Source organism: Streptomyces sp. AV19 (genome assembly GCF_015999245.1).
In the GTDB taxonomy this organism is placed as follows: Bacteria; Actinomycetota; Actinomycetes; order Streptomycetales; family Streptomycetaceae; genus Streptomyces.
In genome coordinates, this window is record NZ_JAEAMR010000018.1 from 153,873 (window position 1) to 179,307 (window position 25,435).

9 protein-coding genes are annotated in these 25,435 nt (G+C 72.1%); 2 read left to right on the top strand and 7 right to left on the bottom strand.

Annotated elements, in window-relative coordinates:
• Positions 1-40 precede the first annotated feature (40 nt).
• The 7 genes from I5Q34_RS26125 to I5Q34_RS26155 form a co-directional block, all read right to left on the bottom strand.
• Positions 41-7,405: a LamG domain-containing protein gene (locus I5Q34_RS26125; protein ID WP_199894873.1), complete on the bottom strand. Its 7,365-nt coding sequence runs from the start codon at positions 7,403-7,405 to the stop codon at positions 41-43.
• A 249-nt stretch (positions 7,406-7,654) separates the two neighbouring features.
• A complete protein-coding gene (locus I5Q34_RS35600; protein ID WP_199894874.1) occupies positions 7,655-8,767 on the bottom strand; it encodes a hypothetical protein in 1,113 nt (370 codons plus the stop codon).
• Complete coding sequence (locus I5Q34_RS26135; RefSeq protein ID WP_199894875.1) at positions 8,764-9,702, bottom strand: hypothetical protein; 939 nt, start codon at positions 9,700-9,702, stop codon at positions 8,764-8,766. The genes I5Q34_RS35600 and I5Q34_RS26135 overlap by 4 nt, the downstream gene beginning before the upstream one ends.
• 41 nt (positions 9,703-9,743) lie before the next feature.
• A complete protein-coding gene (locus I5Q34_RS26140) occupies positions 9,744-13,379 on the bottom strand; it encodes a hypothetical protein (RefSeq protein WP_199894876.1) in 3,636 nt (1,211 codons plus the stop codon).
• Entirely contained in the window at positions 13,372-15,756 is a 2,385-nt protein-coding gene (locus I5Q34_RS26145; protein ID WP_199894877.1) for a hypothetical protein, read from the bottom strand. The genes I5Q34_RS26140 and I5Q34_RS26145 overlap by 8 nt, the downstream gene beginning before the upstream one ends.
• Entirely contained in the window at positions 15,753-21,071 is a 5,319-nt protein-coding gene (locus I5Q34_RS26150; RefSeq protein WP_199894878.1) for a YncE family protein, read from the bottom strand. The genes I5Q34_RS26145 and I5Q34_RS26150 overlap by 4 nt, the downstream gene beginning before the upstream one ends.
• Before the next feature lie 17 nt (positions 21,072-21,088).
• A complete protein-coding gene (locus tag I5Q34_RS26155; protein WP_199894879.1) occupies positions 21,089-22,339 on the bottom strand; it encodes a hypothetical protein in 1,251 nt (416 codons plus the stop codon).
• Positions 22,340-23,345: 1,006 nt separating this feature from the next.
• On the opposite strand from I5Q34_RS26155, the gene I5Q34_RS26160 reads away from it, so the two are divergent.
• Positions 23,346-24,557: a glycosyltransferase gene (locus I5Q34_RS26160; protein ID WP_277965721.1), complete on the top strand. Its 1,212-nt coding sequence runs from the start codon at positions 23,346-23,348 to the stop codon at positions 24,555-24,557.
• Positions 24,558-24,765: 208 nt separating this feature from the next.
• Complete coding sequence (locus I5Q34_RS26165; RefSeq protein ID WP_199894880.1) at positions 24,766-25,392, top strand: hypothetical protein; 627 nt, start codon at positions 24,766-24,768, stop codon at positions 25,390-25,392.
• Positions 25,393-25,435 lie beyond the last annotated feature (43 nt).

The window sequence follows — 25,435 nt, forward strand, 5'->3', positions numbered from 1 at the left end:
CGGGCGGGGACGGTCCGTCCCCGCCCGCCCGGACCGGCCGTCAGTCCTCCACGCCGTAGTACTGCGCGAGGAACTCGATCACCTCCTCCGCGTGCGGCCGCAGCTCCGGCAGGTGCGCGGCCAGCGCGTTCCGTACGGCTTCGGCGAGGTCGGCGCGGCTGGTGGTGGCGGGCTTGACGTAGGGGTCGAGGCGGCGGACGAGTTCGTAGTTGCTGTCCAGGTCGAGTTCGCGCATCGTGCGTTCCAGCGGGGCCGCGTCGGCGGGCGGGGCGGGGGGCAGGAGCCGGCTGACGAAGGTGACGCGGTGCATGACCCGCCAGCACGGCGGCTTGCGGTCCGACTGCCGGGCCTGGCGGAGGGCGGCCGCGTTCGGGTCGGTGCCGTTCTCCAGCCACTTGGGGTCGACGACCTTGTGGAAGAAGGTGTCGAAGTGCTCGGTGTCCTCGCCGAGGTAGAAGCTGAGGAACCGGTACGCGTCGACCTTGCCCGGCGCGTTGACCGGATTGCCGTCGGCGTCGAAGACGGGCTTGCGGTTCGCGTCGTACTGCTGGACGTTGCCGGACGGCGAGCAGGTGATGTCCAGGCCGAAGGAGCGGGTGGCCTCCTTGCCGCGGGCGCGGGTGGTGGTCATGCCGCCGCCGACGGAGGCGTCGAGCTGCGCGTTGACGCCCACGCCCATGATGTCGAAGGACGTGCCGAGGGAGGTGCCCACGGAGCCGGAGAGCGAGTAGGACCCGGAGGTCGTCTCGCTCACGGCGTCCGTGGTCTCGGTGGTCTCGGCGAAGAACCCGCCGTCCGCCGTCCAGACGTAGGTGTTGACCAGGTCCCGGCGGGAGAAGCCCTCGCCGGTGGTGCTGCCGGCGGTGTCCCGGCCCTTCGCGGGCGAGGCGTCGCCGCCGATCGCGCCGCTCAGCACGCGGCCCGCCCGCTCGGCGGTCGGGTCGGACGTGTGCGTCTCGGTGGAGACGGACTCGTAGTAGCTGCGCAGCCGTTGCTGCTCGCGCTGGATGCGGCGCTTGACGGCGTAGGCCTCGCGCGGCTTGTAGTAGCTGTACTCGCCGCGGTCCCGGGCGCCCGTGTAGTCCGGGTCGAGGACCCGGCCGCGCTCGTCGTAGCCGACCGTGCCGTCCAGCGTCCCCTGCTTGGTGTAGCGGGGGTTGATGGGGAAGGGGACGACGTTCCAGTCCTTGGGGATGTCGGGGTTGGGCTGGATGCGGTAGGCGACCAGGGCTCCGCTGTGGGCCAGGCGCAGGGCGAAGACGTCGGCGGTCTGGGACTGGACGACGGCGAAGCCGGTGTTGACCGGGACGTAGCGGCGGCCGAGCGCGGCGTTGAGCGGCTTGCGCGGGTCCTCCCAGCTGCCGGAGAGCTCGACCTTCATGGCCCGGGTGGTGTTCTCACCCTGCGAGACGGCCGTCTCGTCGGCCCAGCTGTTGGAGAACTCCAGGCTGCCGCGCACCCCGGCCGAAACCCTGGCCTTGGCCACCGACTTGGCGACTCCGAACCCGAGCGGTGCGGTGATCATCCACATGTCGACGTCGACCTCGTTGGAGAGGGCGAAGCCGAACGCCGCGTCGACGCTGCGTTCCTTGGCCGACGACAGCGAGTGGACGACCTCCTCGGACTCGCGGAACTCCACCGACGCGACGCCGTCGTAGGTGGCGCGCTCGGGGTCGATCGTGTTGGGGGTGAGGTTCTCGGACGGCACGGGCGGCGCGCCCTCGACGTAGCCGATGAGCTGCGGGTCGAACTGCACCTGGCCGACCCACTCGCTGACGAGGTCGCCGACCTTGTAGCCGGTGACCAGGTGCCAGCGGCCGTCGCGCAGATAGCCGTAGGCCCGCTTGAGGACGCCGAACGCCTCGCCCTTGGAGCCGTACTGCATGTCGGCGTACTCGGCGACGGCGGGTGCCCCGGTGATGCGCTCGTGGAAGGGGGTGCGCATGGCGGCGAGCGCCGAGCGGACCTGGGCGGTGTCGCTGGAGACGGGCGCGGTGGACAGGACGGTCGCGGGGCGGCGGGGTGCGGCGGGCAGCGTGAGGTCGTTGCCGCGCAGGCCCTCGTCCCGGACCAGGTTCGCGCTCTCGTCGGTGGAGGCGCGGTCGAAGGACCAGTAGGCGATCAGGTCCTCCTTCTCGCCCTTGAGGCGGGTGAAGAGGTTGTCGAGGACCTGCTCCTGGGTGCGGGCGGTGCGCCAGAGGCGGACCTCCTCCAGGACGCCGTGGAAGGGCTGGCCGGCCTCGCCGTTCTGGAGCCGCGCGCCGAGGGAGAGCTGGGCGTCGCCGTGGTCGGCGAAGTCGGCCGAGCCGTCGCCGTCGAAGGGGTCGCAGGCGACGGAGACGCCGTTGCGGTAGATCCGGAAGGCGCTGCCGCGCGGGTCGGGGTTGCGGGTCCAGCGGGCGCCGCGCAGCCGGGCGGGGTGCGAGCCGGTGGTGTCGGCGGCGGTGTTGCCGGCGTTCTCCTCGAAGCGCCAGTGCGCGGTCAGGCCGCGGTCGCGAGCGGAGACGGGCGTGCCGAGGCGCGCGGCGTCGCGGGCCGCCGACCACAGCCGGACCTCGGCGACGACGCCGGTGAAGGGGCGGGTCTCCAGGCCCTCGCGGGCGCGGCCGATGTCGAGGGTGCCGGTGTTGCCCTGGGGGCCGGGTCCCTCGTAGCGGGCGGCGCCCGCCTCGCGGCCGTCGATGAAGAAGCGGATGTCCTGCCACTCCTGGACGTCGACGGACTCCACGAGCTCGACGGTCTGCCGGACGGGCTTGCCGTCGGCGCCCGCCGCGGTGATCTCCTTCGTGCCCTTGCGCTCCTGCATCGACCGGCCGCTCTTGCGGACGACGGCGAGGCGGTGGAACGTCCCGGCGCCGACGGCCTCGGTGGAGGTGAAGCGCACCAGTCTGCCGTCGGGCTCCTCGAAGCCGAACTCCAGCTTCCCGTCGGGCAGGACGAGCAGCCGGTACGGGACGCTGCCGCCGGAGCCGTCGGCGGTACGGCCCTTGGAGAGCAGGCCCTGCGTCGTGCCGAGGGCGTCGGTGCGGCAGAACACCTCGAGGGTGAGGTCGTCGGCGATGTCGAGCGCGTCGTTGTCGGACGCCTCGAGGCAGGCGCCGTCGGACAGCTCCACCGCCCACGACTGCTCGTAGGCGGCGGCCAGGTGCGTCCACTCGCGCAGGGGGAAGGCGGCGCGGGTCGCGGTGAGGCGGTTGCCGACGGCGGCGACGACGCGGTAGCCGGCCTCGGCCGCGGTGAGCGCCTCCGGGGCGGTGGCCGTGGTGACGGTGCCGCGCAGGGTGACGGTGCGGTGGTGCGGGGAACGGTCGGTGACGACGGGCTTGCCGTCGGCCCCGGTGGCCGTCCCGGCACAGGGCCAGTAGCCCTGCAGGCCCGTCTCGTCGCCCTGGAGCCGCCGGGTCATCCGGTCGCGGATCTCGACGGCCGTGCGGGCGGTGCCCCACAGCCGGACCTCGTCCATCTCGACGCGGGCGTAGTCGGGGATCCAGCCGGAGTGGGAGCTGCCGAAGCTGAACGGTCCCGCTCCCCAGTAGCCGCGCGTCGCCGTGCGCCGGGCGGCCTCCGCGCCGTCGCGGTAGATCACCTGCTCGCGGGTGGCGTGCGTGTAGACGCAGGCCCAGTGGTGCCAGGCGGTGTCGGTGTACTTCTCCTCGGTGTCCAGGTCGTCGCTGTAGAACGCGAAGGTGAAGGCGCCGTCCGCGCGGAAGCCGATGTGCAGGGACGAGTTGTCGGCGGCGTGGGAGGTGCCATGCCCGACCACGTACTGGGGGCGCCCGTCGGGGGCCGAGGGGCGCCGCGCCCAGAACTCGACCGTGAAGTCGGTGTTCGCGAGCGGGACCTGGGCGTCCGTGATGGCGACGCCGCTCTTGCCGTCGAAGAACAGGGCGGGCGCCGTGGGCGGGGCCGGCGGTGCGAGCAGGCCGAGGGTGAAGGGGCTGTCGCCGGTGTTCGCGTGGACGATACGGGACGCGCCCGGCACGCGCTCGGGGTTGATCCATGCCTCGACCGTCAGATCGCCGCTCACGGCGGCACGGTCCAGTCCCTGCTCCGTGACGAGGGCGTTCTGCCGTCCGTCGAATGCGTAGGCGCGGCCGGGCTTGTCGGCGCGCCAGCGTCCGCCGTGGCCGGGCACGTGGTCGGGCACGGTGCCCAGCGGCACCTCGCGCACCTGCCCGGGGTCGACGACGACGAGCCGGGAGCCGGAGGACAGGGGCACGCCGGGGCGGTTGCTCTCGGCCTGCTGCGCGAAGTCGTACGCCTGGCCCGGCGCGCCGTTGACGATGGCGGCGAAGTCCGCGGCGCGGCGCGGCAGTTTGCGCCAGATCTCGCTCTCGGTGCCGCGCGTGATCGTGAGCTCGCACAGGCCCGCGTCGCCGACGTCCATGATCCGGATGTCGACACCGGCGAGGTCGGTGCCGGCGTCGCGGGCGACGAAGGTGAAGGCCGTGCCGTCGGGGCCGGAGAGCTGCCGGGAGGAGCGGGAGACGAGCGTGTCGTAGTAGGTGGCGAAGAACTGCCCGTTGGCACCGCGGAAGTACAGCACGACACTGCCGGTGGCGCTGTCGAGCAGGTACGGGCGGTCGGCACCGCGGGCGAACTCCAGCAGGGCGCCGGAGGCGCTGAGCCCGGTGCGGTCGACGGAGAGCTGGGGCATGGACAGCGCGATGTCGTCGGTGCCCTTGAGGCCGCCGGTGAGGCGGGCGAGCTCCTCGCGCTTGACTGTCTGCTCGGCCTGGAGGGCCTCGATCTCGCGCTGGAGGAGGGCGAGCCGGTCGCGCTGGGGGCGCAGTTCCTCGAGGCGGGCCTCGTCGGCGGCGATCAGCTTGACGAAGTCCTGCACGTGGGCCTGGGGGGCGGGGCGGACCTTCTCGAAGGTCACCAGCCCCTCGCCGTTGCCGGCCACCGTCTCGACGTCCTGCTGGACGACGGCGTCGTCCTTGCGGTCGGTGGCGCAGACGGCGAGCCGGCTCCAGAGGTTGACCAGGACGGAGAAGCCGTTGCCCCGGTCCAGGGGGGTGAAGTAGGTGTTGTGGTGGCCTTCGAGGTGCTTGTAGCCGATGAGGGGTGCGTCGGGGTCCTTGCTGTCACCGGAGACGTTGAGGTCCTTGGCGACGTGGGCGTTGCGGACGTACCAGCACGGCTGGCCGTTGTACGCCCCGTCCGTCCCGTCGAAGTACCACAGGGCGGTGGCCGCGTCCTTGTCGGAGGTGCGGATGACGGGCGGCCAGTCACCGGTCCCGTTGTCCCTGAGCGCGAGGTACTGGTCCTTGCCGTCGCGCTGCCGCTTGAAGCGGACGCGGAAGCACCAGGCGTGGAGCGTGCCGTCCAGCTCGGCCCTGCGCTCGGCCACGCGCTTCTCCAGCGCGGCGACCTCGTCCTTGCCCTGGGCGAGGCGGGCCGCCTCGGTCTCCTTGGCGGCGATGTCCCGGGTGATCTCCTGGACGCGCCGGTCCAGTTCGCTGATCGCGTCCACGTCCCCGCTGGCCTCCGGCGCGGCGAGGACCGGCAGCGCCAGTTCGTCCGGCACCTGGGCGAGGCGTCCGTCGCGGCCGACGCCGAAGTCGACGGTGGCGACGTACGTCTCGTCGGTGGCGGCGCCGGTCCTCGGGTCGGGGCCGGAGGTGGCGTACGACAGCAGGACGCGGGCCTGGCGCTTGGCGGGCTTGGGCTCCTGGCCGTAGCCGACGGCGGTGTCCTCCTGCTGGTGGTAGAGGACGGCGGACAGGCCGGAGACGACGCCGCGGCCGACGACGGCGAAGCTGTCGCGGCGTACGCCAGGGTGGTCGCCGATGGGCGCCCCGGAGGTCACCCACCGCGGTCCGCCGAGGAGTTCGCCGTGCCGGGCGTGGTCGGTCTGGTCGTGCAGGCGGGTGCCGGAGCCCTCGTCGAAGCGGTAATAGGCGACCAGACCCGGGTCGTTGCCGATGAGGCGGACGCCCTTGTCGCGCTCGATCTCGTCGGCGGTGCGGGCGCGGTCCCAGATCCGTACCTCGTCCAGCTCGGCGCGGGCGCCCTGGGCGAGCGCGCGGCCCAGCAGCAGGGCGCCGGTGCCGGTGTAGCCGGCGTCGGTGGTGCGGCTGCCGGCCTCCTCGCCGTCGCGGTAGACAGTCTGGCGGCGGGCGGCGTGCTCGTGGACGCAGGCCCAGTGGTGCCAGTCGGTGTCCTCGGTCGGCACCTCGGCGTTGAGGTCCTCGGCGTAGAAGGCGAAGGTGAAGCGGTTGTCCTCGCGGAAGCCGATGTGCAAGGACTTGTGCGGGCTACCGGTCTCGTCACCGTGGCCGACGAGGAACTCCTGGCGGCCGAGCTCGGTGCGGCGCGCCCAGAACTCGACGGTGAAGTCGCGGCCCGCGAGCTCCGGCCCGTCGGCGACGCGGACGTGGGCGTCGCCCTCCCCGAAGGTCAGGGCGGTCTCGGCGTGGCCCTCGGTGCTGATCACGGGTATCAGGGGCAGGCCGGTGAACGGGCAGGTGCCGGGGCCCGATTCGTGGACGGCGTCGCGGTGGGCGGGGACGGGGCTGGTCCAGGCCTGGGTGCCCTGAAGGTTGAACAGGCCGTCGCGGCCCTGCTCGACGTTGAACGAGTCGACGCGCCCGGTGGTGTCGTTGTGCGCGAAGATCTGCCAGCGCTGCCGCCCGTGGACGGCGGTGGGCACGAGCAGGGCCGCGAAGCGGCCGCCGGAGAGGTGGCGGACGAAGGACAGCTCCTGCGTGGGCTCGTGGAAGGGACGGCCTTCCATGTCGGTCGTGCCCAGGCTGTCCTTGGCCGAGTCCGGCCGGGTGCGGTGCCGGCTGCGCCGGTAGCGGGCCTCCAGGACGGGCTTCAACTCCCCGCCGACCAGCAGGAACCGGTCGCAGAGCAGGGTGTCGGCCACCAGCGGCACCTTGGCCCCGGTGCTGTCCGTGACGTAGTCGCCGCGCTCCGGGTCGCCCGAGGATCCGCCGCCCATCAGCTTGTGGACGGCGTCGGGGTGACCGGCGCCGACGGACTGGCGCAGGACGACGATGTGGGTGCCGTCCGAGAGGACGTGGAAGGGCGCCGGGGCGGTAAGCCGGGCCGTTGTGGAGAGGAAGGCGTCGGTCTCGTCCTCGTCCAGCCGTTCGCCCGGCGCGGCCTCCACCCGGCCGCCGTTCTTGACGACGGGCAGCGCGGTGGCCCCGGCGGCCGCGAAACCGACGTCCGCGATCTCGGACGGGAAGCGCAGCGGCAGCGGGTTCTCCGACCAGTAGGCGGCGTCCAGTTCGCCCTTGGACTCGTCGTGCCGGGACAGGTCCAGCACGCTGTAGACGATCCGCCGCCGGTCGTCCATCGCGAGGGCCACCGTGGTGCCCTGGTGCCGGACCGTGGTGGTGTGGACGTAGACGCGGTCGCTGTAGACCTTGAGAAGGTGTTGCTCGCCGGACAAGAAGGCTCCTTCGAGGCGGTGGCCACCGGGGCGCACCGATAACGGAAAAACGCCGCTGACCTGCGTCGCTCGTGATCGGTCGCAGTGCGGCGATCACACGATCGGGCAGGGCTGACGGGGCGTCAAGGGAGGACTTTCGGTCAGGTGGCCGGTCCGGGCCGCGTCGCGTCGTGGGGGTGCCGGGGTCCCACGGCGCGGCGGACGGGAGGGAGCCGTCCGCCGCTCGCGGATGGCTCCCTCCCGTTCGCCTCAGGCGGAAGGGAATTGGTGATTGCCCCAGGCGATCGTGACGCTTGTGGAGCCGGTGTTGTACATGCTGGGGGCCTTCAGCGTGGTGCGGGAGACGTCGAGGTGGCTGTCGCCGCCTTGGCCTCCCGCACCGCCCTGGCCGCCCGCACCGCCACCGCCGCCACCACCGGCACCGCCGCCGGCGTAGCTCCAGCCGAAACCACTGCCCGAGCCGCCGCCACCGCCGCCGCCACCGCCGTAGCCCGCTCGTCCAGCGCTCCCGTCGGCGCCGCGTCCGTCACCGCTCCCGTTCGCCCCGCCCCCGCCTGCCGCCCCGCCGGGGCCGCCGCTGCCTCCCGAGCCGCCGTAGCCGCCGCGGTTGTCGCCATCCGATGTCTTGGGGGACCCTTGCGAGCCCCCCGACTGCCCATTTCCGTCGCCGCCGGACTGGCCTCCCTGGCTGCCACCGCCACCACCGGTGCCGATCCAGTCGGCGGTCCCGGCCCCGCCTCCGTAGCCGCCGCCTCCCGCGGTCTGACCCCAGTAGCCCCAGCCTTCGCCGCCGTCACCACCGCGTGTTCCGCTGTCCCCACCGGATCCGTTCAAGCCCTTCCCCCCGGCCACCGTTCCGCCGGAGTCCGTGACCAGGCCCGCGTCTCCCCCGGCGCCTCCGGACCCGCCGGCGCCCCCGGAGCCGCCGGGGGCACCACTGGGATGGCCCGAGGTGTTGCCCTCACCTCCGTCGCCCCCTCCACCGCCGGACTGGCCGCCGCCACCCGGCCGGCCGGCGTCCCCGCCGCTGCCCGCCCCCACGATCAGCGTGTTCCCGCGAAGGACCTGCGCCGACGCCCCGGAAGCCCCGTTCCGGGCTATCCGCACGGTCAGTTGCTCTTGCGGCTCCACATACACCAGGACCTGGATGTCCGCTCCCCGGCCGCCGCCGGAACCGCCGCCCGCCGCGCCTCGCAGGCGCAGGTCCAGCAGCGTGACCGCCGCCGGGACCGTGAAGGTGTGGTCCCCCTCCTCGGTGAACTCCTGCCTGCCCGAAGGGTTGAGGAGGGTCAGCCGCCCGCCGTCGCCCCCCACGTCGCCGCCGGCCGTGACCTTGCCCTTGACGATGAGCTTGCCCGTCACGTCAGGTCCCCCCGCAGCGGAGTGCCCTTGTCGTCGAGGAACTTCCCGTGCGTCGCGATGTCCTCGGTCGCTTCGAGGCTTCCGGTGACGTCGGCGTCGCGGCCCACGGTCAGGTCCTGGGCGATGGACGCGCTGCCGTCCACCGTCAGCCCGGTGAGACGGGGGTTGGCGACCGTGACGCCCGTCGTGAGGTAGTGCGTGGACCCGCCGGCCGTGTACTCCAGCCGGAAGACGGTGTCCCGGGTGACCGTCCCCCACCACTCGCGGCCTCTGACCACGTCCTCCTTCTGGTCGTCCGCCCTCTTCGCCCCGGCCCCGTACAGCACGGTGTAGTTGATGTCCGTCGGACCGTCCCACATCAGGCGGACCTTGTTGCTGTCCTTGTCCTTGCCCAGCTCCACATCGCACGGCTCGGCACGGAAGTTGCCGACGAACGGGAGCTCCGGGGGCGGGAACTTGGTGATCTCCAGGGTCCGGTAGCGCGGGTTGACCGGCCACTGGGTCACTTCCTTCGTGGCGGTCTCGCGGATCTCGACCCGGGCCGTGCCCGGCTGGGTGCCGATGTGCAGGTTCCGCAGCGTGATGGTGATGCCGGAGCCCTCCACCTTCGTCCCGTCCGCCGGGGGCTTGACGCGGAAGCTCGCGTACTCGCCGGACGGCAGGACGGTGCTCGCGCCCTTCTGCAGCTGCTCGACGGTCCATCCCTCGACGCTGCCGTCGCCGTCTCCCCCGCCGGTCACCACCAGGCTCTGGGCCAGGTCGCCCTCCGGCAGCGAGAAGATGATCTCCCGGCAGTAGACGGTGTCGCCGCCGCCGTTGGAGACCACGATGTGCACGGTCGAGGTCGGGTTGGCGGCGGTGGCCGCGTACAGCGGGTAGGGGTCGCTGATGATGGCGTAGTCGAGCAGACAGGGGTCGTTGGCCGGCTCGTTCACGAACTCGGCTCCTTTCCGGGGTGGGTCGGTGTGCTGTCGGGTCACGAGCCGTCGAGGCCGTCGGTCAGGCGCAGGAAGCCGGTGCGGACGACGGGTCCGTCCTCGTCCAGCCGGGCGGTCTGGTCGATCTGGACGACAGCCTGGTGGTTCCACTGCGGGGCGGACGCGGCGCCCTCCGGCGCGTCGGGGACGACCAGTTCGGACCAGTCCCAGGTGCCCTGCGGGGACGTGGGGTGGGGCAGGGCCAGGGAATTGACGAACGTGGTGGTCCCCTGCTCGTCCTTGACCGGAACTTTCCGTGCCGTGGTGAGCACCGGGCTCAGCCTCAGGGCGACCTTCATCGCCGCCATCGCCGTCCGCGTGAAGCGGGACGGCAGCCGCAGGTCTGTGACCGGCAGGACGTCCGTCGTGGCGTGGACGGCCGCCTGGGGGTCGAGCAGCAGCGTCAGGTGCGTGCGGTCGTGGGAATCGGCCTTCAGAGCGGGCCAGTTGTCGCCGGAGATCGGGGCGACGTAGCCGGTCGGGTGCTCCGTCCCCGGCTCGGCCACCGCGTAGAACGTGGTGTAGTCGTCCTCGGAGAAGTAGCCGACCAGGCCGTCGCCCTGCTGCCCGGCGTTGCCGAGCCGTACCGGCCAGCGGTAGGTGAGGTACTCCATCTCCTCCGGCACCGGCTTGCCGGCGTCCCACTCGGCCGGGGTCCGCCAGTCCAGCGCGTGCTGCCAGCCCGGGTCGCTGACGGGCGGGCCGTCGAGTTCGAAGCCGAGCCGGGCCCGGACCAGGGCGAGGGGGCGGCCGAGCAGCGCGCCGAGGACCTCGTCGCCGTACGGGTTGCCCGGGTCGATGCCGGCCAGGCAGCGGTCGACGGTGGCCATCAGGTCCGCGAAGGCGTCGGGGCCCTTCGCCGCGAGCTCCTTCACGAAGGCGTGCAACTGCGGCCGATCGGCACTCAGTTGGTCGATCGTGTGGACCTGCGAGTCCGGCAGCGGACCCCAGGCGACCACGGTCGAGAGCGTGCCCGTCGCCTCGTCCTCGCGGAGTGCGAGGCGCAGTTCGCCGAGCGGGGCGCCCGTGGGGGCGTAGCAGAGCAGGGAGCGGTCGACGTAGTTGGGGATGATCCACGCGCACACGGGGGTCGTGCCCGCGTGCAGATCGACCAGTTCGTCGGGTGCGGACTCGTGGACGAAGTCGAACCGCAGCCGGGCGGGCTGGAGCAGCCGGGGCGGCAGCTGGACGAAGCGCTCGGGCAGGTCCGTCGCCGCGTACCGGCCGTTGGGGCGCAGGCTGTCCCCCAGCTTCGGCATGAGGAAGCCCGCGTCGCCTTCGAGCAGGACGTCGAGGGTCTGGCCGAACTCGTCGACGACGCTGAGGGCGCTCAGCGCGAACTGGCCGGCCCGGATCTGGGTGAACCCGGACGGCAGCCAGCCCTGGAACGGCACGGGCAGCGGGCCCGCTTCCGGCAGGTGGCCGCGGGCGTCACCGACGAGCTCGCCGATCCTGCCGGGCGGGCTGAGGTTGGGCGTGGGGTTCCGGCAGGCGAACGCGTCGGTCAGCCCGTCGAGGCTCTGGGAGAGCAGGTCGAGGTCCTTGACCTGCGCGGCGGCTTCGGCGAACGCCTCACGCGCCGCGTCGGGGTGGCCTGCGGCGTGCCGTTCCAGGCCGCCGCCCATGGTGTGCTGAGGCAGGGGTACGAGGAAGCGCCGCCCGGTCACGTGGAGCGGGGTGTCGGGGGTGCCGTCGCGCCACCGGTAGTGGCTGCCGTCGAACTCCCAGTTGGCCGTGCCGGTCCCGCGGTCGCGATAGGGGACGTTCCAGTGCGTGACCCGCCACTGGAACAGCAGCGGCTTCCACGGCTGCCGCCAGGACCGCGGGACGAGGCCCTGCGGGAGGGACGACGCGTGCGCCGGGTCGAGCAGCCAGGTGAACTCGCCCAGCAGGGCGGGGACGACGGCGGGCAGCCCGGCGGCCTTCAGGGTGTCGAAGGGGGCGGGGAGGCCGCCGCCGGGCTCGACACCGCCGAGGATCTGCGCGGGTGTCCGGCAGACGAGGGGCCCGGTGCCGGACGGCGTGGCGTGCGGCGTGTGGCCCTTGGACCCGGCGAGCACCACCGTCGGGTCGTTGACGTGGTGGAACGGCGGCAGCGCCTCCCTGCGGAGCTCGTGCCCGGCGAGCTCCGGGTGCCGGTCCTTGTAGGCGGCGACGGACCGGTCCAGCTCCTGCTGGTCCGCGCCGTGCGGGATCCGGTCCAGGAGCCCCTTGAGGGCCTCCTGGCGCTTGGCCACCTCGGCCGCGAGGCCGGACGTGTTGTCCGGGTCGATCTCGGCCCGGAACTGCTCGCGCCGGTACTGCCGGGGGATCAGGGGCAGGCCGTGCATCCACCACAGCGCGTACAACCGCTTCTGCAGGGAGGCGAGTTCCCGTACGGCCCTGTCGTACGCGTCCTGGTCCTGGTTGAGCTGCGCCAGGCACCGCTCCTGCTCGGCGGCCGCGCCGGACCAGGTGACCGAGGCCGGATCGCCGGACGGGTTGCCCTGGTCGGACGGGTCGGCGAGCCGCCAGACGTAGCCGCCGGGCAGCTGCTGGAACCAGCCCTTGTGCAGGGCCTGGGCGGTGGCGACGGGACCGTCGGGGCCGTCGAGGGTGTCCAGCAGGCCGCGGCCGAGCGCGTGCAGCAGCGCGGGGTCGGTGTGCCCGACGGCGTTGCCGGAGGCGTCGGGCAGGGCGGCGCGGCCCGCGGCGATCAGGGCCGCGTGGGCCTCGTCCGCGCTGCTGCCGACCGCGATCCGGTCCTTGACCGCGTCCTTGTCGGGGCGGTCCCAGTCCGCGGGCAGTTCGTCGCGGTTCCAGGCCACGCCGACGGCCCGGCCGCAGTAGGCGGTCCTGCCGGGCTTCCAGTCCCCGGTAGCGCCGGAGGCCGTCCAGCCCAGACCGGCCAGTACCGCCTCGACCGTGGCGCCCTGGATACGCAGCCGCTGGTTCAGCTCCTCCTGGACCGGGTCCGAGTACCAGCCCACGACCTGGTAGTTGAGGGTGGCCGTGACGGGGACGCCGTCCAGCGGGTCGTGCAGGGAGAAGACGTTCTCGTGGTACGGCTGGTAGACGTGGAAGGTCATGAGCCCGGGCCCGACCGCGGTGAGGAACAGGTCGTCGTGGGCGGGGCCGCCGGACGACCGCTCCTGCCAGCCTTCGCCGTCGTGGCCGATGCGGACGGCCCGGCCGATGCGCGTCGGGATGACCGTCGCCCGGTGCGGGCCGGCCGACGGGTCGCCCGTGCCCTTCCGGACGGGGTGGATGAAGGGTGAAGTGCCCTGGTCGGCGTCGAGGAAGTCGCTCTCCACCACCCAGCCGGTGAGCAGCTTGTCGTGGCCGTCGACCTGGCGGACGACCAGCCAGCGGTTGGGGACGAGCGCGAACCCGGTGCCGTCCCGGCCGGCGCTTCCCTTGCGCAGCGCCTCCGGCAACTCCCAGCGCACGTACACCCCGTCGCGCTTGTCGGGCTCGGCGTTCCACGCGTCGTCGTTGGTGAACGGGTCCGGCTCGGGTGTGCGGTTGTGGCGCAGCAGGTTGAAGTCGGGCTGCCAGCGCCGGAAGCCCCGGCCGTCGAGCCCGCGGAGTTTCTCGTTGACCACCAGGGCGTCCACGTTCACCGGGACGATGAGGGTCTCGTCGCCGTCAGCCATGGGAGTGGTCTCCTGTCGTGGGGGTGGTGGTGAAGGTGCGGCGCTGGGCCGCGTTGATCATCTGGAGGGCGAACTGGCCGGGGGTCAGGGGCTGTTGCAGTTCGAGCGCGCCCTGGAGACCGTCCGCGAGCTTCGCGGTCCGCAGTACCCGGTCGGGGCCGCCGCCCGTTGCACGCAGATAGGGGCGCAGTCCCGATCTGGCGGGGAACTGCTTGTCCGGCAACTCCTCGCCGATCCGTCCGGTCAGGGACCGCAGGCGGATGATGCCGTGGTCGACGGGGTCGTCGCTCCCGCCGTCGTCCGGCTCGTCGATGCCGAAGTGGACGCCCTGCTGCGGTTCGCCGATCTCGACGCGGCCGGGGATGCCGTCGACGACGGCCAGCAGCACGTCCTCGGCGAGCGTGGCCCGACGGGCGACGGGGAGAGGGTTCTCGCCGTTGGTGGCGCGCGGGTTCGGGTACGGGCGGATCTCCAGCGCGGGCCAGCCGCTGACGAGTTGGGAGCGCAGCAGCAGTCCGGTGACGGGCCCCTGGGGCTCGGGCAGCGGGGCCTTGCCGTGCGGGCCGAACAGCAGGTCGTCGGCGGCGAGGTCGAAGGAGTGGGCGAGCCCGACGCTGAGCGCGCCCTCCACCAAGGTGGCCGTCCAGTTGCCGTCGACATGGAAGAAGCGCAGGCTCTCGGCCGGCAGCATGCGGGCGTCGGGGACGAGGTGGGCGAAGGGGACGCCTTCCAGGCTGCGCAGCCGGGTCAGCCAGGCGTGGACGGCGGTGAGGTCCTCGTCCGGCTGGTCCCCGGTTAGGGTGTCGAGGGCGGCGCTCAGCCGGTCACGGAGGCCGGTGTCGGCGCGCAGCCGCCGCACGGAGATGTCGGCGATCGCGGGCAGTTGGGTGGCGGCCGGTACGGGGGTGACGGTCGCGGCGACGGTACGAGGGGAGCTCTGATCTGCCCGGTGGATCTCGTGGAGGTGTTCGCCGAGGCCGTTGGTGACGAGGTGGGCGAGGCGCGCCCGGGCTCCGGCGGCCACCCCGGCGACGGGGTGCGCGGGCTCGCTCAGCGCCTCCTCGGCGAGCTTCCGTACCTTGCCGCGCAGCCGCAGCAGCGCGGCGGCGAACTGGTGGTCGGCGAAGGCGACGCCCCGCCCGGCGGTGAACGCGGTGGCGAGGCTGACGTCGAAGACGCCGTACTGCTCCAGGTGGATCAGGGCCTCGGCGGCGCAGCGGCGCCGCTCGCGGTCGGTCTGCCGGGGGACGGGTTCGGCGACGAGCGGTCCCCGGTACCAGCCGAAGGTGGCCCGGCCGGACTCGGTGCGGCAGGACAGCGGCAGGTAGCCGGCGCGGAGCCGGTCGGCGACCTCCTGCTGCTCGGGGCCGGACAGCGGGCGGTCCCCCACGGGGACGCGCAGGAGCAGCCCGGAGCCCTGGTCGCCCTCGGTATCGACGAAGTGCTCGGTGAGGGCGGCGAATCCGGGCGCGTGGTCGGCGAGCGACTCGAACGTCCACGACCACAGGGACACCAGCCGCAGCTTCTCCGCCGGCCCGGTGTACGCCTCCTTCTCCTCGCTCCCGTCGGGCAGCCGGGACTGCCAGCCCTCCAGGGACACCAGGTGGGCGGCGTACCGGCCGCCGACCGCGCTCGGCAGCCGGTTGGCGACGGCGACCGCGTAGTCGCCGGGCTCGATCCGGTCCTCGGTGAGCGTGACGCCCTGGTGCTGCCTGTCGACCCGGCGGACGTGGGTGAGCAGCGGCAGTTCGTCCTTGGCGGGTGCGACGGCGTGGAAGACGGCGGCGGGCACGAGGACGGTGCGGCACACCTGCTTCTCGTCGTCGCCCGTGATCGGGTCGGTGTGGACGTCGAGGGCGGGCAGGACGACGTCGGCCGGGTCGTCGGTGCTGCGGGCGGCCGGGTCGGAGAGCTGTGCGGCGGTGCGCTGTTCGGTGTGGCCGAGGCAGTGCGGGTCGCCGGGCAGTTCGTTTTCGCCGAAGACGAGGAGGGCCAGCCAGGGCAGGGGTGTTCCCTTGCTGTCCGTGCCTTCCTGGCGCTCCCAGGGCAGGGTGGGCCGTTCGAGGGTGAGGTGCGGCAGGACGTCGTCGTACGTGCCGGTGGCGCCGGGCGGCGGGTACGCGCCGTGGATCCACTCCGGTTGGACGGTGAAGCGCGGTGCGCGGACCTCGATGTGCTGGGTGACGGGTGCGTCGGGCGTCGGCAGGTACCCCTCGTCGACGTGGTCGTCGTGGTCGTCGCCCTTGGTGAGGGACTGGTGCGCGGTGAGGGTGTAGCGGCCGGCGGTGAGCTGCGGTACGAGCGCGTCAAGGAACTGTACGTTCAACGCCGGGTCCGGATCGGGGGTGTTCGCGGGTGCGTTCTCGGGCCGGTTCACGCCGCACCGCCTTCCTTGGTTCCTGTGGTGACGGGGGCCGGTGCGGTGACGGCGAGCGCCACCGGGTCGTCGGTGAGGGGGACGGTGCCGGGCAGCAGGACCGGTGGTGTCGCGGTGGTGTCCACGACGTGGACTACCCGCGTCCTCGACCGGACGGCGAACAGCCGGTCACCGGCGGCCGAGACGGCGAGCGCGATGACGTCCGGGCCGATCCACACGGGCTCGCCGGTCTCCTGGGGCACGGCACCGGAGGTGTCGAAGACGGAGACGGTGCCGGAGGTGGCGTTGGCGACGTAGAGGCGGGTGCCGTCCGGGGAGGCGACGAGGGCGCTGGGGTCGGTGCCGGTGCGCAGGGTCGCGACGATGCCCGTGGCGGGGTCGGTGCCGGTGACCGTCACGGTGGACCGCCCGGCGTTGAGCGCGTACACCCAGCGGCCCAGGGGGTCCACGGCCAGGCGGGTCGGGGAGGGTCCGGCGGGCAGGGCGGGGGTCAGTTCGGCGGGCCACTTGCCGGGGGTGACGTCCACCCGCGCGACGGTGTCCTGGTCGGTCCTGGCGAGGTAGACGAGCTGGGGGCCCGCGTCCCACTGCCGCTTGGCGGCAGGCACCGCCTCGCCGGAGGTCCCCTGCGCGGCGAAGTCCCGTTTGCCGGGCGGCGTGCTGGTCAGGTCGAGGATCAGCATCTGCCGGGACTGGGCGGCGGTGACGTACGCCCACTTGCTGTCGGGGGAGACCGACGCGCCGCGGGTCTTCTTGTAACCCCAGAGGGTGTCGGAGAACACCGTGGGCGCTTCGCCCGGCGGGTTCGCGGAGATGTCGCGCACATCGATGCCCTGGTCGTCGTTGACCACGCACAGGCGTGTGCCGTCGGGGCTCACGGCCAGCAGGGTGGGCGCGGCGAGGTCCAGGCCGACGGCCGGGTACGCGGTGAGGCTCTGCGCGTCGACGGGGGTGACGGTCCGCCCGGCGCCGAGCACGTACAGCCGCTCGCTGGCGGTCGGGGTGCCGGGCACCGGTTCGTCCGGCTTCGCGTCGATGTCGCCCGCGACCAGCGCGTCGTCGGCCTTCAGCGGTTCGTTGCTGCCGGGGCTCACGTCCAGGTACTCCATCGCCGCGAACAGCCGGTCGCGGGACTGGGCGACGGTCGTGCCGGTGGACGCGGAGGTGACGGCGGCCAGGGCGGGGGCGGTGTCCCGTACGGTTTCCACCACCAACTCCGGTACGTCCGCCGGGAGTTCCGGCGGCGCTTCCGCGCCGAGCTCCAGGGCGACCGGTACGGCCGTGGCGGGCTGCCGCAGCGGCAGGATGCCGTCCGGCTTCCTGTCGTCGTGCGCGATCACGCCGGCCCCGACCACCAGGCCGGCATCGCCCTTCTCGGCGGGTGCGGGCAGCCGCAGGTCGACGCCCATGAGCTGGTTGGTCACCTGCTGCGTGCTGTGGATGTCGAGTTTCCGGTCGTCGTACGCGCTCCACAGCGCGCCGGGCAGGCTCGCCCGGTTCTCGGCCGGTCGGCCGGCGTACCAGGCGCCGAGGTCCTGCGTGTCCGTGCCCTTGGTCAGCGTGACCGTGAGAACGGAGGCGAGGCCCGTGCCCTGGTCGTGGCGGGGGCGGATGTTGACCTTGTGGCCGGTGATCTCCCGCTGGGAGCCGTCGAGTCGCAGGGTGCTGACGGGCACGGCCGTGCGGACGGCGAAGGAGAACGCGCCGGGCGCGACGATCCACAGTCCGGGCTCGTCCTGGGAACGCACCGGCAGCAGCCCGTCCATGGGGGCGAGCCGGACGGCGTTCTCCCGGGCGGGGAGCTGCTTGACGACGTCCGCCCAGGGGGCCGGGTCGTCGGCGTGGGCTCCGCCCTCGCCGAAGGCGATGGAGAACGAGATGAACCAGAGGTGGATGGTGACCTCACCGGCCGTGGGCGGACCCCACAGCCGCAGCGACGCGCCGATCTCGACCCGGATCGTCTCGCGGACCAGCCACAGGTCGAGGACGAAGCTGACGCCGACGCTGACGTCGACGTCCGCCTCGAAGTGGAACGGCGCCCATTCGATCAGCATGTTCGCGTGCGCGGTCAGCCAGGCGTGCAGGTCGCCGGACCGGTAGTTCACGTCGAGCGCGCCGCCGGCCATGATCGCGCCGGGGGTGAGGGCGAAGTACGAGCCGCCGCTGATCGTCAGCTCGGAGGTGACCGGCCAGGAGAAGCCGAGCCGCGGCACCTTCGGGTAGTGGGCCGGTACGGGGTAGTGGGGGTGGTAACCGCCCAGCGTCAGCACGAAGTCACCGGCGTGGTCCTCGTCGAACCACGTGTACAGGGCGAAGCCGCCGGTCAGCACGCACGCCTCGTCGAGGAGATACGAGCCGGGCGCGAGCTGCGCGGTGACCTTCAGGATCTGCTCGCTGGCGCGGTACTTGGCCGACAGGCCCATCCGTACGCGGGCGTAGGTCTGCGGCCCGGTCTTGGGGAACCTCGCCTCCGCGGTGCCGAGCACGGCGACGGCGAAGTCCTCGCCGACCTCCAGGACGAGCAGAGCCTGACCGTCGAGGAACTCGAAGACCCGGAAGCCGAGTCCGGCGGCGAACCACAGCTGCCCGGCGGCCGGCCGCACCCACGCGTCCTTGCCGCCGCCCATCAGCTTCTGGAGCACGTCCAGTGGTTCGGTGTCGGTCATGTCCTGGAGGAACGGGAACTCCAGCACCTGGTCGCCCTCGGGCAGCCGCAGATCGGTGTTGAAGCCGAAGCCGGCCATGATCTCGGTGACTTCGACGGGCGGCGGCCCGCCGAACTGCCCGCTCGCCTTGCCGAACAGGAACATCGACGGCCCGCCGGAGCTCCCGTGCGGCCACGCGTACGCGCCGAGGGCCGTCAGCCCGAACTGCTCGGCGGACACCACGAGGGCGCCCTCGACGAGCGTGTCGTACGCGGGGTCGTCGGTCCGGCTGACCAGCGCGCCCTTGATGGCGAGCGGGGGCCGGGCGTAGCCGACGCTCATCCCGTCCAGCCGGAAGGACGGGTTGCCCGGGTCGTCCAACGGGATACCGAGGCCGAGTCCTTCGACGCCGATATCGAGCCCGGCCATGCCGAGGGAGGCGTCGAACAGCATCCATACGGTGCCGGCGGCGAAGCCGACGCCGACGCGGCGCAGGCGCAGCGGGCCGACGGCGCGCTGGACGCCGATCCAGGCGACCATGGGAGCACTGGGCGCGGGCGCGGCCGCCAACTGCTTCGCGGACTCAAGGTGCTTGCTGCGGCTTCCACCACCACCCCGGACAACGACCGACGTCGCCGTGGTCCGGCCGGGCAGTCGCAGATCGACGACGAAGGCGAGGCCCTTGGCCAGTCCGTCGCCGGGCAGCGCGGGCAGCGCGGCGTCGGCGGCGGCCACCGCGCGGTTGAGACCGGCCACCCGGGCGGCCGACAGGCCGTGGGAGGCGATCAGCACGCCGAGGCCGCGTACGCCCACGTCCTCGCCGTCGGGTATCTGGCCGTGCAGCAGCGGTATCTGCGACAGCCGGGCGTCCAGGCCCAGCCCGGCGCGGACGGCCCAGACGCGCTCGCCGGCCGCCGCCTGCTGGTCGGAGACGAACAGCAGCGAGCCGCCGTCCTTCTCCTTCACCGCGAAGACGACGGACTTGCGCGGGCCCGAGTACGCAATCGTCAGGGCGGTGACCGTGCCCAGCCTGCCCAGCAGCGCGGTGACGGACTCGTCGCCGCTCACCCCGAGCGCCCCGGCGACGTCGGCGAGCGAGACGCCCTGCGTGTCGGTGCAGGAGGCGGTGAACTCGGCGAGCTGCGCGTCCTTGACCGCGAACGTCAGGACGCGGGGGTCCCCGTGTTTCTGCGGGATCGCGATGGAGAGGGTGGCGGCGTACGTCTGGTCATAGCCGGTCGCCCCGTCGCGCTTGGTCAGGTCTACGCTCAGGTCGAGGTCCGCCTCGGCGGTGCCGAGCGGGAACCGGGCCTGCGCCTGGAGGCCGAAGTGCTTCGAGGCGCTGTCGTAGTCGACGGCGAGGTGCGCGATGTCGACGTCCTTGAGCACCGGGGGCGGCGCGATGCCGAACGCGGAGAAGACGTCGGCGGGTTGGAGGTGGGTGGCCTCGGCGGAGAACTTCCATCCGGCACCGGTGGCCCACGCGCCGTACACGTCCACGGTCGCGTCGCCCAGCTGCCAGCCGGCCGTCGCCTCGGCGGCCGTCGCGTTGTCCTGGTGCCTGAGGACCAATGTGACGTCGGAGAGGGCGAAGTCGTCGCCGGCCTTCCAGACGTCCTGGATCTCCAGCTCGACGCCGTAGCCCCAGGAGGCGTCCCGTTCGAGGTCGGCGCCCAGCTCCAGGCGGCTGACGGTCAGTTCGGCGGGCACGGGTACGCCGGGGAAGCGGTCGGTGAGCAGGTGGCCCAGCGGCAGCGGGGTGAGCAGGGTGCCGGTGAGGGAGCGGTCGGGGAAACTCACTCCGACACCCACCGTAACCTCGTCGGCGAGCGTGACGATGCCACTGAGCACCGCCGCCACTGCCGGACGAGCGGTGTGCGGGTTCACCACGGTGAAGTCGACGGCCAGCTTGTCCAGCTTGAGCAGGCCCGGGAGCGGTTCCCAGGAGGTGCCCAGCTCAAGCCCGATGCCGACGCCGAGCCATCGCGGACCCTGAGGGTCGAAGTTGACGGAGACGTCGGTCAGTCGGAGGGACGCGCCCTGGGCCACCTCGGCGGGCAGCAGGTCGAAACTTCCGGCGAGCAGCCCGGCCCAAGGCAGCAGCGAGTCCATGGCGGGCAGCGGGACACCGGAGAAGTCCCCTGCGAGCTGCCAGCTCTGGAACGTGTTCCGGGGCGGGTAACCCCAGACGTACGGCCGGGGGGACGCCTGTGCGTCGGGGAACAGCAACTCGACACCGCAGCCGGTCTCGGCCGTCGGGGCGTCGTCGCCGATGCCGGGTTCGACGCCGAAGACGAGGTGCACCGGGCCCAGTCCGATCCGCTCCAGTGCGGACGGAATCGCGCTCAGCTCCGCGGGAAGCCCCGGGCCGTCCGGCGTGAGCACGACGTCGACGCGGACACCGGCCACGGTCTCGTCGTTGTCATCGGCGAAGAACAGGACGTCCGCAGCGGACGCCGCCTGGTTCAGAAGCGTGACCTTGCCGCTGACGCGGAGGCCGTCGGTGTCGACGCTCGTCACGTCTCGGATGTCGAGGACGGCATCCGGCAGGAAGGTGGCGAACAGGTCGCCGGCCGGGGCGAGGTCGAGCAATTGCGCGTCGACGCGCAGGTGGGTGTCGCGACCGGCCTGTTCCAGGGCGGTACGCAGATCGGAGATGTTCCAGGGCATGGGAACTGGGCCTCTTCCTACTCGTACCAGATGTCGTAGGAGCCGGGTTTGGGGTCGTCCAACTTCAAATGCCAGTCGACGCCACGCCAGTTGGCCGCGTCTCCCTTGGCCGTCGAGCCCCCGCCCTTGGTCGTCCGTCCGCCCTTGACCGGCGGCATTGCCATGGTGCTGAACAGCCCCTCGGCCGTCGGCGTGTATATGAATTCGCCGTTCTTATTGGAGTCGTCGTGGACGACGTATCCCCACTGCTGCCCGGGTCTCACCTGGACGGGAGGTATGTTGTTGTTCTTCAGAACCTTCCTCCACGTCTTGAGCAGCCGGCCGTCGATATTGCTCTTCGTAAACGTCCCGGATCCCCCTGAGAACACCAGCACTCCCGTACTGACGAACAGCCCGTCGGGGGTGGTGTAGTTCAGCCAGTTGTCGGTGTTGGAGGTTTTGCTCCCGTGGTGGCCCAGTTTGAGCCACAATTTGGTCTGCCGCTCGAGCCGGCCTCCCGCGAAGCCCGTACTGAGGTATTCCTCGTTGAGCTCCACCGCATCGGCCATCAGCAGAACCCGCTGCCGGTTCCCGTTCGCATCGGGGTCCCCCTGGAGCAGGGTCACCAGGCTCGACTCGTTGGCGATGGCTTCCTTTGCGCCTTCCCGGCGCTTCGCCTCGTCCCTTTCCTCCGGAGTCGGCGACGACGTCGGCTTCTTCGGGTACTTCCTACTGATCGTCGGATTCACACCGACCGCGGCTCCGACCATGAGCAGTTCCGCGCCGTGTGTTCCCCGCACCAACGTCTCCGGATTCGCGGGCATGGTGACGAGGTCGGGCTCCGACAGCACACCTGGGCCCCCGTGCCGATCGCAGAACGTCCCCCAGGACTCGATCAGGTCCTGCACAAAGCTCTGGCTGCCCTCCTTGTAGTCACCGACGGTCAGCCCGTACTTGATATGGGCTATCTGGTACTTCAGGCGGTACGGCTGTGTGTCCTGCAGGACATGCGAAAGGAGGTTGAAGTGGTCCTTGTCGGGATGCGTGATGACCAGGCAGTCCAGCACATTCGGGGTCTTCAGGCGCGCCATGTAGTCGCCGATTTTGCTGTCGAGCCGCTTGACCATGTCGGTGTGCCCCTGAAAGGGGTTCAACGAGTCGACCTGCTGGCTCGAACCGCAGTCGATGAGCACCGCGTGCGTCCCGACTTTGTCGCCCGGCTTGTCGTAGAACCACAGTAACGTGCAATCGCCTTGACCGACGTTGAAGAAGACGACTTCGACCGGCATGGACAACCTCTCCGCGTTACGGGGAAATTCAGGACCTCCCGGCCTCTCCCCCACACCCCCGGAGCCAGGCCGACGCAGAATGATCACTCGGGCGGAGAGCCCGCACCGACGCACCCGCCAGTTTCCGGCCACCGCCTCGCACACCGCGATCACGTCACTGCAGCACGGCGCCGACCGGGCGGCGGGGCGCGGAGCCCTGACACCGCGTGGTCACGCCCACCCGCATAGCGGTTACTTATGGTTACTCCAGCACGCGCTGGAGCGTACACGGAGACGAGAGACCGGAAACCTGTCCGAAGATCGACGGAATAACAGGTCCCGCCGGGCCGCCCGGGGGACGGGGTCCGCGCGTTCCGTCGTGCCCTGCGGCTCCTCCGAGAGGCGCGCAGTGCCACGGTAGGAGGCTCCGCTCCCGGCGGAGGACGTTCGCGACGCTCGGCACGGCGACCGCATCCGCCCGGCGGAGCCCGGGCAGGACCGGGGACGCCCATGCCGTAGCGGATGTCGCTGCCTGCGGTGAGGTCGGCCAGGTGCTGGACGAGTCGGCAGATGAGCGCCCGGTCACCGTCCAGGCACTGGTTCCACCTGGTGAGATGCGCGGCTGCGCACGATTGCCGCTGTGGCATCGCTGTCGCCGCAGGGTTCACTTCCGATGGGCGCACGTCCGTCGCCCGGGCCGTTGAGGCAGCGGGTCATGGTCTCGCACGCGATGCCGTACGGGCGTCGGCGACGGCCACCAGCCAACGCACCGTCCCCGATGTGACCGAAAGTGCCGACCCGGGCGAGCGGCGCGGCTCCGGGAACGGAGGGGCGCAGCGCTCGTGCGGCGCGGCGGCGAACTCCGGACGTTGTCCGTCCACAACGGGCAACAAAAAGAAAGGGAAAGGAGGCCACCCACTCCTTTCCACTCTCAACGTATAGCGCACCGGGGGGCTTGCGGCAAGCCCCCCGTCATGCCGCAGAATCACCGGCCGAAGCCGGAATCCATGGGAACGGGTGTTGCGCAGTGCGGGTGTTGTTGTCGACGTACGGGTCGCGCGGGGATGTCGAACCGCTGGTGGGACTCGCGGAGCAGTTGCGGGCGCTCGGTGCGGAGGTGCGGGTGTGCGCGCCGCCGGACGAGGAGTTCGCGCAGCGGCTGGCCGGTGTCGGCGTGCCGTTGGTGCCGGTCGGCCCGTCGGCGCGCGAGTTGACGAAGTCGGCGCCGCCGCCTTCGTCCCTGCCGCAGCGGGCGGCCGAGTTGATCGCCGGTCAGTTCGAGACGGTGATCGCGGCGGCGGAGGACTGTGACGTGTTGGTGGCGACCGGCATGATGCCGGCCGCGGCCGGCGCGCTGTCGGTGGCCGAGAAGCTGGGCATCCGCTCCGTGTCCGTGACCTTCCAGCAGCTGACCCTCCCGTCGCCGCACCGCCGGCCGCTGGCGTATCCGGGCCGGCCGTTCCCGCCGGAGGTGACCGACAACCGGGTGCTGTGGGACCTGGACGCCCGGAGCGTCAACGTGCTGTTCGGTGAGGCGCTCAACACGAACCGGGCGTCGATCGGCCTGCCCCCGGTGGACGACGTCCGCGACTACGTCATCGGCGACCGGCCGTGGCTGGCGACGGACCCGGTCCTGGACCCGTGGCAGGAGACACCGGACTTCGACGTCGTGCAGACCGGCGCGTGGATCATGCCGGACGAACGCCCGCTCCCCGCCGAGTTGTTGGCGTTCCTGGACGCCGGCACGCCACCGGTGTACGTGGGCTTCGGCAGCATGCCCATGCACGCGGCGGCGGACGTCGCCCAGGTGGCCGTCGAGGCGGTCCGGGCGCAGGGCCATCGCGTACTCGTCAGGCGCGGCTGGGCCGACCTGGCCCCGGTCGACGACCGGGACGACTGCTTCACCGTCGGCGAGGTCAACCACCAGGCGCTGTTCGGCCGGGTGGCCGCCGTCGTGCACCACGGCGGCGCGGGCACCACGGCGACGGCCACCCGGGCCGGCGCGCCGCAGGTGGTGGTTCCCCAGGCGACGGACCAGCCGTACTGGGCGGGCCGGGTGGCCGAACTGGGCATCGGCGCGGCACACGACGGCCCGGCGCCGACCTTCGCGTCCCTGTCGGCCGCGCTCGGGAAGGCCCTCACCTTCGAGACCCGCACTCGGGCGGAGGCCGTGGCCGGCCTGATCCGCACCGACGGGACGGCGGTGGCCGCGAAGCTGCTGCTCGACGCGATCGGCTGAGCGAGACCGCCGGCGTCGGCGTGAACCACGCGGGACCATCGAGCCGCGGAAACCGCCGGGCGCCGGGCTGCACCGCCGGCTCGGCACCGGGCCTGGTGCCGCCCGGTCACCCGCTCGGTTGTCCGGGGCATGCGGGGCGAGCACCGCGGCTCGACAATGCTCCTGAATGCTCCTGGACGACCGTTCTTCCCGGACACAGGGAGTTCGCATGCGGCGAATACGGTGGGCAGCGCTGGGAATCGGCCTGCTGACAGGCACGTTGATCGCGGGTCGGCTGGCCTACGCGTCCGACACCGTCTCCTTCAACGTGCCGAGCGTGTCCGGCGAATGCCCCGTTTCGTGGACGAAGACGGGCGTCACCTTCCAGGCAACCGTGCCCGGAAGGACACCGTCGTCCTTCACTCTGGAAGGCGGCACAGGGACCGTCGATGTCGCGGGAGATCCGATTGCCCTGGCGCTGGACCCGGCGAAGTTGAGTGACGCGGTGGCCCTCACAGTGAACCTCACGAGCGGATTCACGCTCAGCGACGGCAAGGGGAACGTCGTCGAACTGTCCGGCGGCCAGGCCAAAGCCCCGACCGGCGGGCTCACCTATCTCGTCAGGCATCCGGCCGATCCGTCCGGCGTCAGGATGGCCGCCCTGGATTACCCGTTGCCGGCGAAACTCAACCCGATGCTGGTGTCCACTCTGCCGGTCGAACTCACCATGGACGCAACGACCGATCTCACCATCACGCCCGAATTCGCCAAGGTGCTGAACGATGCCTTCGGCACAGGATCGGCATCCGGTGGCCAGACCTTCGGCTCCTGCACGGGACACGCCGCCACGGCATAGCCCACAACAGCCTGCCAATGGGCACCGCGCTGTTGCACTCCTG